General features: G+C 59.7%; 12 protein-coding genes and 1 tRNA gene. 5 read left to right on the forward strand and 8 right to left on the reverse strand.

All coding sequences use genetic code 11. The annotated features are described in order from the left end of the window. Nucleotides 1-96 precede the first annotated feature (96 nt). Together ACHHTY_RS05100 and ACHHTY_RS05105 are read left to right on the forward strand one after the other, a co-directional pair. Nucleotides 97-1,236 (forward strand): hypothetical protein, encoded by a 1,140-nt coding sequence (locus ACHHTY_RS05100; RefSeq protein WP_395493015.1) that lies wholly within the window; start codon nt 97-99, stop codon nt 1,234-1,236. Between the two features lie 30 nt (nt 1,237-1,266). Next, a complete protein-coding gene (locus ACHHTY_RS05105) occupies nt 1,267-1,995 on the forward strand; it encodes a hypothetical protein (RefSeq protein ID WP_395493016.1) in 729 nt (242 codons plus the stop codon). A gap of 3 nt (nt 1,996-1,998) precedes the next feature. Here ACHHTY_RS05105 and ACHHTY_RS05110 read toward each other — a convergent pair whose 3' ends face one another. The 5 genes from ACHHTY_RS05110 to ACHHTY_RS05130 form a co-directional block, all read right to left on the reverse strand. After that, complete coding sequence (locus ACHHTY_RS05110) at nt 1,999-2,481, reverse strand: hypothetical protein (protein WP_395493017.1); 483 nt, start codon at nt 2,479-2,481, stop codon at nt 1,999-2,001. Nucleotides 2,482-2,505: 24 nt separating this feature from the next. Then, nucleotides 2,506-2,940, reverse strand: coding sequence for a hypothetical protein (locus ACHHTY_RS05115; protein ID WP_395493018.1), 435 nt, complete (start codon nt 2,938-2,940; stop codon nt 2,506-2,508). A gap of 38 nt (nt 2,941-2,978) precedes the next feature. Further along, the gene (locus tag ACHHTY_RS05120; RefSeq protein WP_395493019.1) at nt 2,979-5,087 is read right to left on the reverse strand and encodes an AAA family ATPase; all 2,109 of its coding nucleotides are present in this window, start codon (nt 5,085-5,087) and stop codon (nt 2,979-2,981) included. 289 nt (nt 5,088-5,376) lie between these two features. Then, on the reverse strand, nt 5,377-5,604 hold the full coding sequence (locus ACHHTY_RS05125; protein WP_395493020.1) for an Arm DNA-binding domain-containing protein: 228 nt from the start codon (nt 5,602-5,604) through the stop codon (nt 5,377-5,379). A 92-nt stretch (nt 5,605-5,696) separates the two neighbouring features. After that, nucleotides 5,697-5,783: transfer RNA gene (locus tag ACHHTY_RS05130), tRNA-Leu, on the reverse strand. Nucleotides 5,784-6,025: 242 nt separating this feature from the next. Here ACHHTY_RS05130 and mltA point away from each other — a divergent pair. The 3 genes from mltA (at nt 6,026) to ACHHTY_RS05145 (ending at nt 9,315) form a co-directional block, all read left to right on the forward strand. Continuing rightward, nucleotides 6,026-7,144, forward strand: coding sequence for a murein transglycosylase A (mltA, locus tag ACHHTY_RS05135; RefSeq protein WP_395493021.1), 1,119 nt, complete (start codon nt 6,026-6,028; stop codon nt 7,142-7,144). Between the two features lie 240 nt (nt 7,145-7,384). After that, nucleotides 7,385-8,560 (forward strand): type IV pilus twitching motility protein PilT, encoded by a 1,176-nt coding sequence (locus ACHHTY_RS05140; protein WP_395493022.1) that lies wholly within the window; start codon nt 7,385-7,387, stop codon nt 8,558-8,560. Between the two features lie 59 nt (nt 8,561-8,619). Beyond that, a complete protein-coding gene (locus ACHHTY_RS05145) occupies nt 8,620-9,315 on the forward strand; it encodes a hypothetical protein (RefSeq protein ID WP_395493023.1) in 696 nt (231 codons plus the stop codon). A 284-nt stretch (nt 9,316-9,599) separates the two neighbouring features. Here ACHHTY_RS05145 and ACHHTY_RS05150 read toward each other — a convergent pair whose 3' ends face one another. From ACHHTY_RS05150 to ACHHTY_RS05160, 3 genes are all read right to left on the reverse strand, one after another. Further along, a complete protein-coding gene (locus tag ACHHTY_RS05150; protein WP_395493024.1) occupies nt 9,600-11,045 on the reverse strand; it encodes a mannose-1-phosphate guanylyltransferase/mannose-6-phosphate isomerase in 1,446 nt (481 codons plus the stop codon). Between the two features lie 553 nt (nt 11,046-11,598). Next, nucleotides 11,599-13,455 (reverse strand): glutamine--fructose-6-phosphate transaminase (isomerizing), encoded by a 1,857-nt coding sequence (gene glmS / locus ACHHTY_RS05155; RefSeq protein WP_395493025.1) that lies wholly within the window; start codon nt 13,453-13,455, stop codon nt 11,599-11,601. Between the two features lie 152 nt (nt 13,456-13,607). Next, nucleotides 13,608-13,993: aminotransferase class V-fold PLP-dependent enzyme (locus ACHHTY_RS05160; protein ID WP_395493026.1), on the reverse strand; the 386-nt coding region annotated here is incomplete at its 5' end.

Here is a 13,993-nt window from a genome sequence, read left to right on the forward strand (position 1 = left end):
TTCCCATGGCTAATCTTTCATGTTAAGCAACCGTGAGAGGAATGATATTTAGGCAATCAGGCATTGCTAACTCGAAATCAAAACGAGGTGACAATAATGAGAGATACACAACATGATAGTCTGTTGGGGCATCTGGCCTTGCGATTAGCGAGTCATCCAGAAAACATTGCCACCGAAGCCCTGACCTATCTTTTGGACGGAAGAAGAGGGGCGGTTCTGCGACGGGCATTCCTGAAGTATGTGCAAGATAAGATTCGCGCCGTTGAACCTTCTTTTCAGTTGCCGGAAAATACATTTTTTAGCTCCCAGGAAAGAGGAGATGATGGTGGTATTCCGGACATCATCGGGAAAAATGGAGACGATAAAATATTGATTATCGAAGCCAAGTTTGGGGCCGGACTAACAGCAAATCAGCCTGTAGGCTACCTGGGTCATTTGAAAGGTGCCGGCAACGGGGTGCTCATGTTTGTTGCGCCGGAGAACAGGCTGGAAACACTTTGGTTTGAACTTGGCCACCGTTGTAAAAAGTCAGTTAATCATGATTTTATTGGCGAGACAAAACGGCCAGCTTCTGGAAAATTCATAGTTTCAAAACTTATATCTGGGCAATTTCTGGCACTGACCAGTTGGCGTGAGATTTTAGACTACCTCAAAAAGGCCGCGATTGATGAGCCTCAACTGTCCAACAATATCGCCCAGCTTTCGGGTCTGTGCGAAAGAATGGATGCAGAAGCTTTCCTGCCGCTTACTTCGGAAGATATTACTTCACAAGCAATTCCTCGTTGCCAGCTACAGTTTTACGATATTGTCGACAAGGTATTCTACAAGGTAGTCTACAAGGTAAAGGAAAATGTACCCGGTGAACCTCCTCCGACTGGAAAAAGCTGTAACGCAGGATATGGTTATTATGCACGTTCGTTTTCGTTCTACGAATTTGGGTTAAATATCCAGTTGGACTACACAATTTGGAGAAAATACGGACTGTCGCCAATCTGGCTGTCGGTAAGAAAAAATGATTCAGGCAACCCGACCTTGACTACCAAGGTTCAAAATGCTCTAAGCCAACTGCCAGATGATCGCTTGTTTTATACTGAGTTAAAAACGCACCCAGCAGCTTACATTCCGTTACTGCTGCCGGTCGGCAAGGAGCTTGAGGCTGTTCTTGAAAATTTGAGTAAACAGATTGAAGAGGTGCTATCTTTGTTGGAAAAACAAAGTGAAAGGAAAACTCCTTAGCTAACTCAAATTATTGAATGTGAGCATATTATGGATATTTGCAAAGAAGCGACAAGTTATATCCTCAAGCCTGCCCTTGATGCCCGGCTGGCCGAGGATCCGGAAAGCGGTCGGATTTATTTGGAGCCGGAACAGCTTGAGTCTTTTCAGGGTGGCTTCAGCTTGGGGGAGTATCGCGAGTCGGGGGAAGAATGCCTTGGCTACTACCATCCCATGAGCAGTCCCGGCACCATCGCCCTTTACCGTGATAAGCTCCGGGGTTTTTTCTGGTCAATTATCCAGCAGTTGGAGCAGGCGGGTCATGCCTTCTGGCTGAGCGACCTCGAAGCCCTGGCCCACATTACAGTGTTCAAAACCTGGACCCACGAACACTTTCACCTGTTTTGCGATATCCAGTCCCATATTTTGCGCTCTGCCACAGGGACCGGCGGGCCTGATCATGATCTGGAGGAAGCACTGGCCGTCGCCCATTCCAACCGGCAGGTGATGGATGAAAGAAGAAAATGGCAGACCAGAACGGGGCGGATTCACCCCAGCATTTTTGCTCCCTTCATGCGTTTTATTTACAATTACCAAGCCCCCGGCTATGCCGACTGGAAGCTCTACGACGGCGACGATTTGTTCGCTGACGGTCTGATCACCCTGTTAGCCCCGGAAAAGGCCGCCTGGTTGGAGGCAAACGGGGTGCCGCTGGGCCGCTTGCTGGCGGTGCAACTTGACCAAATGCTGCTGGTCCGCAAGAACGAAGTCCTGCTGTAGCCGTCAATTTTCGATGACGATCAACTCCAGATCGCCGAAAATATTGAGTTCCAGGTCTTTGCTGCAGCCGAACCGGAGGAGTGCGTCGACAGCATCCAGGGTCGCCGAGGACCCGATGCCGGTGGCTCCTTTGGGATGAAGAGCGAAGGCCGGGTTCCGGGAGGTGATCACCAGCGACAGATCGATAAATTCCAGCGGCCGATCAACTTCACTTATCGTCACCCGTGGATACCAATATTCCTCATACTGTTCTTTGTTCAGTGAGCAGAGAAAATCATCGATCGCGTCAGCATACAGAGTACCATCGTGACCGTCGAAGTTGACCAGCAGGTACTCCTCGGTGTTGCCGGCCATTCCGGCGACTTTCGCCAAAGTGCCCTGCAAAATGCACCGCCAGCCTGCATCGTCAGGCTTGCGTTGGGGAAAAGTGATTCTGATCCGCCCGTTTCTGACCAGCCGATCTATGTGCTTGCCGGTGGTTGCCATTTTGCCCCTTCCTGATCTGGTCAGTTACCAGATGTCCCAAGCATGGTTTTCGTCATCCACATAGGCCAGGCTGACATCGGCGGTCGCGGCCTCCGGCGCACTTGAAATGGTCGAGAGCAGTTCACTGACCAGCCAGCCCCCCGGCACCTCCATCCTGCTGGTAATTAGAGCGAAGTTGGGATTTGATTCGATGGCAACACGCTCCCATTTCACCTCGCCGGGCTCCGGGTTCCATGCTCCCTCGCTGTCGGACAGATAGATAATCGCCGATCGGGTGTACTTTTTCCCGGCCACGAACATATGTCTGACCAGCCAACCATTGGGCGATCGTTTAGCATAAGTTCTTTCATGTTTTAAGCCAAACGGGGTATCAGGTCTGCTATGCCAGATCAGTTTGAAAAAGTTTCTCTTAAGCGCAGAATTTCGCAAGGTATACACTGCTCGGGAAGCGTCAGTCATCGGTATATCCTCGTTATTGGTTGCCGCTTATCTTTGATCTAGACAAATCCGATGCTCTTAGCCCTGCCATCGTTTTTCAGGGCGCATTCCCCTTGCAGGGCAGCGAGCAGTTCGGCAGGATTTGCCAAAGGATGAAACTTGTGCTTCCGGGCTACGGTGGCGAAATCCCCGGGAGTCAAGGTCGTGATGATCGATAAACTTTTCTTGAGAGTTACGGCTGGACGGGAAAACCCAAGGGAACGACAGTGGCTGAGAAACAATGGCCAAGCCTGCTTGCAGGTCAGATAGCCAAAGTGAATCTTGAGATCGAAACGGCGCAAGGAAGCCTGATCAAGGGTGTCAAGGAGGTTGGTGGAGGCGATGAAGATGCCGTTGAATCCTTCCATCTGGGTCAGCATCTCGTTGACCGCCGTAACTTCCCAGGAACGTTGCGCTTCCCGGCGGTCCCGAAGAAAACTATCCGCCTCATCGATAAGCAGCAGCGCCTGCTCCCGTTCCGCCTTGCGGAAGGCTTGGGCCATATTCTGTTCCGTTTCCCCCACATAAGGCCCAAGAATATCCGAAGCGCGATGCACATGCAGGGGTAAGTCCAGTTTTTGGGCCAACCATTGGCCGAAGGCGCTTTTACCGGTCCCCGGCGGGCCGTAAAGACAAAGGCGCCCGTTGCGTTCAGCGGCCAGGCCGGAGGTGATTTTCGCCAGGTCAACATCGGCCCGTAAGTAGCGCAGATCGTAGTGACCAGGCAACCGTCCGGCATTTCCCTTAGACAGCGGAGGGTGTCCTTGCACGACCAGGGTCTGGTTGATCAGGTTTTCCAGCACCTGGGCCGCCTTAATTTGCGGATTATCCCGAAGGAGATTGTTTACCACCGCCATTGCCCGCTGCAAAACGGCCGGGGCCATAGATTCCGCCTCGGCAATCCGGGCCCGGGCCTCCGGCCCCAGCAGGTCGCCACAGATTTCCTCCACCAGTTGTTCGCGCCGACGGCGAGGAGGAACGGGGATTTCCAGGACCACATCAAAGCGGCGGACAAAAGCCGGGTCCAGCTTGGCCGAATTGGACAACCAGATGGTCGGGACCTGGTTTTCCTCCAACAGCCGGTTGATCCAGGCTTTGTGCTTGTCGGCGGTGCTCTGGGAAAAAAATCCGCCGTCATTGAAGACATCTTCTGCCTCGTCAAAGAGCAGGTATACCGGCCGGCGGGCAAAAATATTGTGGGCAGCCCTGAGGGCCTGCAAGCGTTTGATCGAGTTAATGGGGTTGCCGTCATAATCCTGGCTGGCGACCTCAAGCATCTCGTGACCAATGACCTCAGCCATCAACCTGGCCAACTCCGTTTTGCCGGTTCCAGGGGGACCGTGAAGAAAGATGTTGACCCCCTTTTTGTCATCAGCGATGCATCGCGCCAAATGGCCATGGAGCACCTCAAGATCGGAACCAAGGTGGGCGAAATCAGCAAGTCGCAAGGTGGTCTTCTTGCCAGTGGTTACGCTATCCCGCAGAATCCGTCGCGGATCCTCCTCCTCGGTAAGCATGTAGTCGGCGAAGTTGTCGGAAAGGAGTTCAAACTTCCGCGCCATTTCGTTGGAGTTGGCTCGATCGAGCCGGACCAGGCCGGACTGCTCCAAGGTACCGCTGGGGGATAAAGAAGCCTTGATTTCCGCCTCTGGCAAATCCAGGATTACCGCCAGCGTATGCTGGAACTTCTGGGTGGAAAGATCGCCCAAGGACTCAGCGGCATTAGCCAGGGCAGCGTTGTTGCTCAGCATAACCAGAAACTCGAGGATTCGGCGATCGATGGCTGAGAGACCCACCAGATCACCGATCAGCTTCAGGTTATTGCTTAGTCGAGGGTTAGCAGAGTGCGGGTTGGCGGCTTCCGCTTCGGCCTTTCGATGATGTTTTTGGAGGGTCTTGACCACCCGGGGGAGATTATTTTTGTCAATATCCAGTGGTTCAGAGGTGCCGAAGAGATCGAGCAGAATTTCTTCGCTTTGCCTGAACAACTCGAAAAAGTTTCGATAACCCCGCAATCCCGCCAGAATCCGTAGTACCCAAAGACGAACCTGCTTGTCCAAAACCGGGCTCTGCTCATGACCATCGACATCTGCCCAACTCGCGGTTTTTTTCCTGCGCCGACGTATCATTCTGTCCTCCTCCGTTTGGCTTTAAGAACATCATACCAAGGAGGTGAGACAAAATGTGTCGCACATAGTCAGAAGCAGACAATTGCGAAACGAAGCCATATCGGCTGTTACTATCTGAAAACATTACATAATTACGAGCAAATACTTCAGAGTAAGATTGTTCGGTGAATTATTATCTTTGCTGTAGCGTGCCCCTGGTTGCTATTTAGTAAATCAAGGTATCTCTTCAAATGGGGTTAGCTACACCCAGAGAGAGCTTCTTCTCCATGCCCCCAAAAGGGTTCTTGGGTCACCACAGCTTGCCACCGCTGGTGGTCACCAGCAAATATAGGCCCCCACCATCGATCAGCTTGCATTCTTTTTCTTTGACTTTGGCGTTGATAATTTGTAGGGGGACTAAGGGGATTGTCCGCTTGGGCATTGCCTTTTCCTCCAGAAGAAGTTTTTGGGGGCCTTTGTTTTTAGTTGAGGCTCCGAGGCCCCCAAGAAGGCCCCCAAACTTTCTGGATTCCAGCATATTAAAGCGTACGTCATCGGACAACACAAAAAGAAAAAGCCCTGATTTCTCAGGGCTTTTTGAACGATACCGGACGGTATGGGGTATTCAAATGGTGCCGGAGGTCGGAATCGAACCGACATGAGGTCGCCCTCGCGGGATTTTGAGTCCCGTGCGTCTACCAGTTTCACCACTCCGGCGGCAACGGCTGCCCTCCGCGCAAACGGGGTGGAGCAGCCGGAAGCGCTCACTATAAAAAGGCCGGCGGAGCCTGTCAAGCACAAGCTATGCGGTAAATCACGCTTTTTGCCGCCGGTGAACGGAGCTTATCCCCATGGCTGAAACCCGCCCAGAAGCAAGAGTTAAGGCCTTGCCAGCCCCGGTTGGGGGCCGGACAGCCCCCCTCTTCGCACCCGTTCTGTTGCTCTGCCTGGGAGTGATCATGCTTGCCGGCTCTTACCCGGCGTCGGGAAGCCCGGCCTCCCAACCGGCTCCCAACCCGGCCGAAGCTCCCCCGCTGCTGGAGGATGACCTCAACCTGGCCGGCCTGGTAAGCGCCGCCGAAACCAGCCTCCGGATCATGGCCGGCCGGGACGGGGCCGCCCTTTTTACCCTTTGCGGCCGGGACTATTCGTTGGCCCGGTTGCGCCGGGGCCTGGAGGATTTCACCGCCGCCGCCCGCCAGGCCGCCAAGCCCGGGGAACTGGCCGCCTACGTGGCCGAAAATTTTATCCTCTGCCCCAGCGGCGGCGAACCATGGGCGGGGCGGGCCTTTCTCACCGGCTATTACGCCCCCGAGTTGGCCGGCAGCCTGGAGAGGAGCGAGCGCTTCCGTTACCCCCTTTACGCCCCCCCGCCCGACCTGCTACGCCGCGACGGCCAGGCAGGCCGGCTGGTGGAAGGCCGCCTCGAGCCTTACTGGAGCCGGGCCGAAATTGAAAACGGCGATCTTCTGACCGGCCACGAACTGGTTTACCTGGAAGATCCCCTGGCGGTCTTCAGCCTCCATGTCCAGGGTTCGGGCCGGATCCGGCTGCCCGACGGCAGCCTGCGGCCGGTGGGCTACGCGGCCAAAAGCGGCCGGGAATACCGCAGCATCGGCCGCCTGTTGGTGGCGGAAGGCCGGCTCTCGCTGACGGAAGCCGACTGGCCGGGCATCCAGCGCTATCTGCGGGCCCATCCCGAGGAGCTGACCCGGGTTCTCCACCACAACGAATCCTATATCTTTTTCCGCTGGAACCGGCCCGACGAGCCCGGCCCCCTGGGCTCCTTCGGCCTGCCCCTGACCGCCGGCCGCTCCCTGGCCCTGGACCAGGCCCATTATCCGCCGGGCATGCCCGCCTATCTGGCCGGGACCAAGCCCGAAATTGCCCCTGATGACGAAATCGCCGGCTGGCGCCCTTTCGGGCGCTTTGTCTTCAACCAGGACAGCGGCTCGGCCATCCGGGGCCCGGGCCGGGCCGATCTCTTCTGGGGCAGCGACCGGGCAGCCGAAATAGCCGCCGGGGCGACCCGCCATCCGGCCGATCTTTTCCTGCTCCTGCCCCGGGACCCGGCCTGAGCACAGGGGAGCGCGGCCAGGCCCCGGCGGCAAACTGCTCCCGGCGGTTGCGCCTGAACCGCGCCGGCGCCGGCCCTAAATCCGCCGGGCCGGTGAAAAAAAAGCGCTTCGGGCACGGGGAAGATGAAAGAAAGGTTGTCAGGAACGGGGGCGATCTACTATAAAAGTGCGTGAGAGAGCGCTTCTCCTTCCGGCCCGGCGAGTCCCGGCCGTTCAATTCCGGCAAAAAGAGGCCTGGACATGAAAGAACCGGAAATCGATTACTGGATCACCACCATGCTGGAGTCCCACGGCAACGTCTCCGACCTCAACATCACCGTGGGCCGGCCCTTGCAGGTGGAAACCTCCGGCCGCCTGACCCCGGTGGAGGTTGCGCCGCCGGTGGCGGAATTGACCCCCTTCCAGACCGAGGTTTTCGCCCTCAACCTGATCGGCAGCGACCGCCGGCTGCTCAACGACCTGATCGAACACGGCTCCTGCGACCTGTCCCGCACCCTGGAAGGCAAGGCCCGCTTCCGGGTCAACATCTTCTCGCAGAAGGGCAACCTCTCCACCGTGCTGCGCCGCCTGGCCACCGATATTCCCACCGTGGCCGAGCTCAATCTGCCCCCGATCCTCAACAAAATGACCATCGAGCGCACCGGCTTCATCCTGGTCACCGGCGCCACCGGCACCGGCAAGTCCACCACCCTGGCGGCCCTGCTGGGCAAGTTCAACGACGAGCGCCCCGAGCATATCGTCACCCTCGAAGACCCCATCGAGTTCGTCCATCCTCACAAGCGGGCGACTTTCAACCAGCGGGAACTGGGTACCGATTTCGACGAGTTCGCCTCGGGGCTGCGGGCCGCCCTGCGCCAGGCTCCCAAGATCATCCTGGTGGGCGAAATGCGCGATCGCACCACGATGGAAATCGGCCTGACCGCGGCGGAAACCGGCCACCTGGTCCTTTCCACCCTCCACACCGTCGATGCCGGCCAGACCATCAACCGGATCCTGGGCATGTTCGATCAGGATGAACAGGCCCAAGTGCGCAACCGGCTGGTGGACACGGTCCGCTGGGTGGTCTGCCAGCGCCTGCTGCCCAAGGTGGGCGGCGGCCGGATCGCCGCCCTGGAGATCATGGGGATGAACCTGCGGGTGCGGGAACTGATCATGAACGGGGAACAGGAGGACAAGACCTTCTATGACATCATCGACTCTTCCCGGGCTCTGGGCTGGCAGACCTTCGACCAGCATATTCTCGACCTTTATACGGAAGGGCTGATCACCGAGGAAACCGCGGTGGGCTACTGCACCCGCCGCACCGCGATCAACCGCGGCCTCGACCAGATCAAGGCCGGCCGGGGCGAGGAAACCACCGATATCAGGGGCCTCAGCATGGAAGAATTGAAGGACCCCTACGGCCGCAACCGCTGAAGCAGCCCCAGCCCCGCCGGAAAGCTTTTTAACCAGCGCTCATCCAGGGAGAATGCCAGATGCTGTCACAATGCCCACATTGTCGGAACAAACTGGAACTGACCGCCGCCCAGCAGGAAAAGATCCGCCAGGCCCTGGCCGCCCTGCCGGCGGGCAAAACCCTCAAGATCAACTGTCCTCTCTGCCAGGAGCCGATCCACCTTGAGCGGGAGGGCAGCCAGGCGCCCGGACCCAAGCCCGTAACCACGGCGGCCCCGGCCCCGCCCGATATCAGCTGGCTGCAGGAGGGGGCGGTATTCGCCGACCAGTCGGGGATCATCCGGGATATTCCCCTGGCCATGGTCCTGATGCATGACGAGGAACAGCGCGAGCCGGTGGCCACCGCCCTGGAATACCAGGGCTACAAGGTGGAATTTCCCCCTTCGGCGGCGGTGGCCCTGAAGCGGCTGCGGTTCGTCAACTTCGCCGCCGTGGTCCTCCACAGCGGATTTGAGGGCGGCACCCTGGCTCAATCGGTTTTTCACCGGCACCTGCGCAAGCTGCCCATGACCCAGCGCCGCCTGATGCTTTATGTCCTGGTCGGCCCCGAGTTCCACACCCTTTACGACCTGGAGGCCCTGGCCAACAGCGCCAACCTGGTGGTCAACGAAAATGACCTCCCCCAAATGGAACTGATCCTCAAGAAGGCCATCCAGGACTACCAACTCCTCTTCGGCCCCTACCTGGACACCCTAAAAACCCACGGCAAATTATAGCGGTAGGGGAGAGAAAGGTAAAGAGCCCGGCAGTGCCGCAGATTGCGGCAAGCGGGCCGACGCCGCGTACATCAGTACGCAAGCCGGCCCGATCGCCGCAAGGTGCGGGGCCGTATCTAAGCTGAATGCTGGGTCCCTCCTGATACCGCGCCATCATCACCCACCTACGCCAAACCGAAAGGTAAACGCCCGGCAGTGCCGCAGATTGCGGCAAGCGGGCCGACGCCGCGTACATCAGTACGCAAGCCGGCCCGATCGCCGCAAGGTGCGGTGCTGCCGGGCGTTTACCGGCCGTAGAGGTCTTCTAATCGCTCGATATCATCCTCGCCGAGATAACTCCCCGACTGGACTTCGATGATTTCCAGGGGAATCTGGCCGGGGTTGCGCAAGCGGTGCGAGACGCCCACCGGGATGAAGGTGGATTCGTTTTCGCCGAGCAGGCGGACCTCGCTGCCGGTGGTGACTTCGGCCGTGCCCTTGACCACCACCCAGTGTTCGGCCCGGTGATAATGGCGCTGGAGGGAGAGGCTGGCCCCGGGATTGACCACGATCCGCTTGACCTGAAAGCGTTCGGCGGTGTCCACGCACTCGTAGAAGCCCCAGGGCCGGAAGACCCGGCGGTGCAGCATGGCCTCATCGCGCCCCTGCTCCTTGAGGGAGCCCACCAGCTCCCGGACCTCCTGGACCCGGTCCCGCCGGGCCACCAGCACCGCGTCGGCGGTTTCCACCACCACCAGGTCCTCGACCCCCAGCAGGGCCAGGAGCCGGCCGGTGCCCTGGGCGTAGCAGTTGCGGGTCTCACGGGCCAGGACCTGGCCCTGGAAGATATTGCCCTGGGCATCGGGGCTGCCGATCTCCCAGAGGGCGTTCCAGGAACCGACATCGCTCCAGCCGCAGGCCAGGGGAACCACCGCCGCCTTGGGCGTCCGCTCCATCACCGCGTAATCGAAGGAACGGCCGGGGGCGGCGGCGAAGGACTCGGCTTCCAGGCGGATAAAATCAAGGTCCATTACCCGCTTCTCGTAAGATTCGTCGATCCGGGCGGCCATTTCCGGCTCGAAGTGGGCCAACTGATCCAGCAGCTCCGAGGCCCGGAAAAGAAACATGCCGCTGTTCCAGAGGTACCCCTGCTCCAGGTAGGCCTGGGCCGCCGCCAGGGCGGGCTTTTCGACAAAGCGGGTCACGGCGTAGGCCGCCGTCCCGTTGCCGGGACATTGGGCAGGATCGAGGGGAGGAGTGCCGGGGGTCAGGGGGGGACCCGGTTGAATGTAGCCGTAACCGGTTTCGGGGCGGGTGGGCACAATGCCAAAGGTGACCAGGCAGCCGGCCAAGGCCAACGGGACGGCGGCCGTCACGGCGACGGCGAAAATATCAACCCGGGTGACCAGATGATCGGAAGGCAGCACCAGCAGCAGGGGGTCGTCGCCCCCGGCCATGGCCTGGTGGGCGGCGGCGGCGATGGCCGGGGCGGTGTCGTGGCCCACGGGTTCGATGATGATGTCGGCCTCCACCCCGATGGCCCGCAGCTGTTCGGCCACCATGAAGCGGTGGGCCTCGGTGCAGACCACGATGGGGCGCCCGCAGCCCGCAAGTTGTCCGACCCGGTTCAGGGTTTCCTGCAGCATGGTCATCTCGCCCACCAGGGGCAGGAACTGCTTGGGATAAAGCTCCCGCGACAGGGGCCAGAGCCGGGTTCCCGCGCCGCCGGCCAACACAACCGGAACAATCATAAATCCCCCCTTATCTTGCCCGGAGCGGGCCAGTCCAGCCCCCCGGGGTCTTTATCACACCAGGCCAAAACCGGGCTGCCGGCTCAGCCGGACTCTTTTCCGGCCGGCTGAAGCTTTCTGACGGCCACCTACCGTAAACGGGCAGCAGGGCCGCAGGTTGCGGCAAGCGGGTCGGCGCCGCATAGTTCGCTATGCCAGCCGAACCGATCGTCGCAAGATGCAGTACCGGTAACGCACCGGACAAGCCGGACCCTGTTCCGGCCGGCTGAAGCTTTCTGACAGACCACCCACCGTAAACGGGCAGCAGGGCCGCAGGTTGCGGCAAGCGGGTCGGCGCCGCATAGTTCGCTATGCCAGCCGAACCGATCGTCGCAAGATGCAGTACCGGTAACGCACCGGACAAGCCGGGCCCTGCTCCGGCCGGCTGAAGCTTTCTGACGGCCACCTACCGTAAACGGGCAGCAGGGCCGCAGGTTGCGGCAAGCGGGTCGGCGCCGCATAGTTCGCTATGCCAGCCGAACCGATCGTCGCAAGATGCGGCCCTGCTGCCCGTTTACTCAACGGTAACGCTTTTGGCCAGGTTACGGGGCTGGTCGACATCGCAGCCCCGCAGCCGGGCCACTTCGTAAGCCAGCAACTGGAGGGGGATGGTATAGAGAATCGGGTTGAGATCCGGCATCACCACCGGCAGGTAGATGACATGGGGAGTCAGCCGGGCCAGATCGCGATCACCCCGACTGCCCAGCAGAATCAGGCGGCCATGGCGGGCCTTGACCTCCTCGACGTTGGCGATCAGCTTCTCGTAGACCCCGTTCTGGGGGGCCAGGGCCAAAACCGGCATATCCCGGTCGATCAGGGCGATGGGGCCATGCTTCATCTCGCCGGCGGCGTAGCCTTCGGCATGAATATAGGAAATCTCCTTGAGCTTCAGGGCCCCCTCGAGGGCAATGGGGAAATTTTCGCCCCGGCCGAGGAAGAGAAAGTCCCGGCTTTTGACGAAGTGCTCGGCCAACCGCCCCATTTCCTCCTGCCAGCCCGGCAATTCCCGTTCCAGCATGGGGGGGAGTTCCACCAGGGACTCGATCATGGTCTGGCGCTGCGAGGCGCTCATCACCCCCCGGACCTGGGCGAGATAGAGGGTCAGCAGGTAAAGGGCCACCAATTGGCAGATGAAGGCCTTGGTGGAGGCCACCCCGATCTCGGGGCCGGCATGGGTATAAATGGTCCCGTGGGCTTCGCGGGTGATGGTGCTGCCCAGGACATTGCAGATGGCCACCACCTTGGCATCCTTCTGGAGGGCCAGGCACATTGCGGCCAGGGTGTCGGCGGTCTCGCCGGACTGGGAAATCGGCACCACCAGGACATTTTCATTCAGGATCAGGCGGCGGTAGCGGAATTCGGAAGCGATATCCACCTCCACCGGGATCCCGACCCATTTCTCCAGCCAGTACTTGGCCACCAGGGCGGCGTGCCAGGAGCTGCCGCAGGCCACCAGGGAGATCCGGTTGAGCTTTTTGATCTCACGGTCGGAGAGGTCCAGTTCGGGCAGGCAGATCTGGCCGGTTTCGGGCTCGACCCGGCCCCGGAAGGTGTTCATGATCGCCTGGGGCTGCTCGAAGATTTCCTTGAGCATGAAGTGGGTATAGCCGGCCTTTTCGGCCATGGCCGGGTTCCAGTCGATGGTCTTGATTTCTTTGTTGATCTTGCGGCCGCTGGCCAGGGAGCGCACCTCAAAACCGTCGGCCCGGAGAATCGCCATTTCCTGGTCGTCGAGAAAGACCACCTTGCGGGTATAGGGCAGCAGGGCGGGAATATCGGAGGCCAGCAGGGAGCCGCCCCCCTCATTCTCCTGGATGCCCAGCACCAGCGGGCTTTGCGATCGAACCGCCACCAGCTGGTCGGGCGCCCCGGTCCAGAGAACCCCGATGGCGTAAGAGCCCCGGACTTTTTTGAGGGCCCGGCGCACCGCCGCGGGCAGGTTGTTGCGGCTCAGCGGCAGGGCCTCCTCGATCAGGTGGGCCAGCACCTCGGTATCGGTTTCGGACTTGAACACATGGCCGTCGGCCTGCAGTTCCTCGCGCAGGGTATGATAGTTTTCGATGATCCCGTTATGGACCACCACCAGCTCGCCGTTGCAGTCACTGTGGGGATGGGCGTTGAGTTCCGAGGGGGAGCCGTGGGTGGCCCAGCGGGTATGGCCCAGCCCGATATGGCTGGCGGTTTCCCGCACCTGGTCGAGCTTGGTCTCCAGGTTGACCAGCTTGCCGGCGGCCCGGTGCTTGACCAGTCCGTTCTTGCTCAGGTAAACCAGGCCGGCGGAATCATAGCCCCGGTATTCCAGGCGTTTCAAACCTTCAAGGAGTACCGGAACCACCCGCCGCGAACCGATATAACCTACAATTCCACACATGATGTTCCCTTCTTTTGGGTTAGTTGATGCCTGCGGCAATCAAACCGGTTCCCTCCCCAATCCGTATTTATAAAGGGTCGAGGCCCAAGGCGCAAGAGCCAAGGTAATAAGGCCGCCGTAACCGGCCTTGATCCATGGCGATGGAAGTTGATTCAAACAAATCCGCGCCGGGAATTGGCCACCACCTCAGGCAGGACCGCCAGCAGGGCGTCGACTTCGGCGGCGCTGGTGAAGCGGCTCAGGCTGAGACGCAGGGTCCCATGGCGGAAGGTTTCCGGCACCCCCATGGCGCCCAGCACCGATGAGGGCTCAGGATCGGAGCCGTGGCAGGCGGCATGGGCCGAAACCGCGAAGCCCCGGTCGTCGAGATCCTGGATCATCTGGGCCGAGGAACAGTGTTCGAAGCTGACGTTGACGGTGTTGACCAGCCGCGGGGCTCCGGCCCCGTTGATCCGGGCGCCGGGACAGGCGGCGAGAATCCCTTCCTCGAGCCGGCCCCGGAGTTGGGCCACCGCCGCCCGGCCGCCGCCGGCCAGGT

Origin of the sequence: Desulfurivibrio nitratireducens (genome assembly GCF_044068515.1) — a bacterium.
In the GTDB taxonomy this organism is placed as follows: Bacteria; Desulfobacterota; Desulfobulbia; order Desulfobulbales; family Desulfurivibrionaceae; genus Desulfurivibrio.

Bases quoted from the DNA above. Each gene is read 5' to 3' on its own strand.
- ACHHTY_RS05145 (WP_395493023.1), top strand. From the start codon at position 8,620: ATGCTGTCACAATGCCCACATTGTCGGAACAAACTGGAACTGACCGCC.
- ACHHTY_RS05115 (WP_395493018.1), bottom strand. From the start codon at position 2,940: ATGACTGACGCTTCCCGAGCAGTGTATACCTTGCGAAATTCTGCGCTT.
- ACHHTY_RS05100 (WP_395493015.1), top strand. From the start codon at position 97: ATGAGAGATACACAACATGATAGTCTGTTGGGGCATCTGGCCTTGCGA.
- ACHHTY_RS05105 (WP_395493016.1), top strand. From the start codon at position 1,267: ATGGATATTTGCAAAGAAGCGACAAGTTATATCCTCAAGCCTGCCCTT.
- ACHHTY_RS05125 (WP_395493020.1), bottom strand. From the start codon at position 5,604: ATGCTGGAATCCAGAAAGTTTGGGGGCCTTCTTGGGGGCCTCGGAGCC.
- ACHHTY_RS05150 (WP_395493024.1), bottom strand. From the start codon at position 11,045: ATGATTGTTCCGGTTGTGTTGGCCGGCGGCGCGGGAACCCGGCTCTGG.
- glmS (WP_395493025.1), bottom strand. From the start codon at position 13,455: ATGTGTGGAATTGTAGGTTATATCGGTTCGCGGCGGGTGGTTCCGGTA.
- ACHHTY_RS05120 (WP_395493019.1), bottom strand. From the start codon at position 5,087: ATGATACGTCGGCGCAGGAAAAAAACCGCGAGTTGGGCAGATGTCGAT.
- ACHHTY_RS05110 (WP_395493017.1), bottom strand. From the start codon at position 2,481: ATGGCAACCACCGGCAAGCACATAGATCGGCTGGTCAGAAACGGGCGG.
- mltA (WP_395493021.1), top strand. From the start codon at position 6,026: ATGCTTGCCGGCTCTTACCCGGCGTCGGGAAGCCCGGCCTCCCAACCG.
- ACHHTY_RS05140 (WP_395493022.1), top strand. From the start codon at position 7,385: ATGAAAGAACCGGAAATCGATTACTGGATCACCACCATGCTGGAGTCC.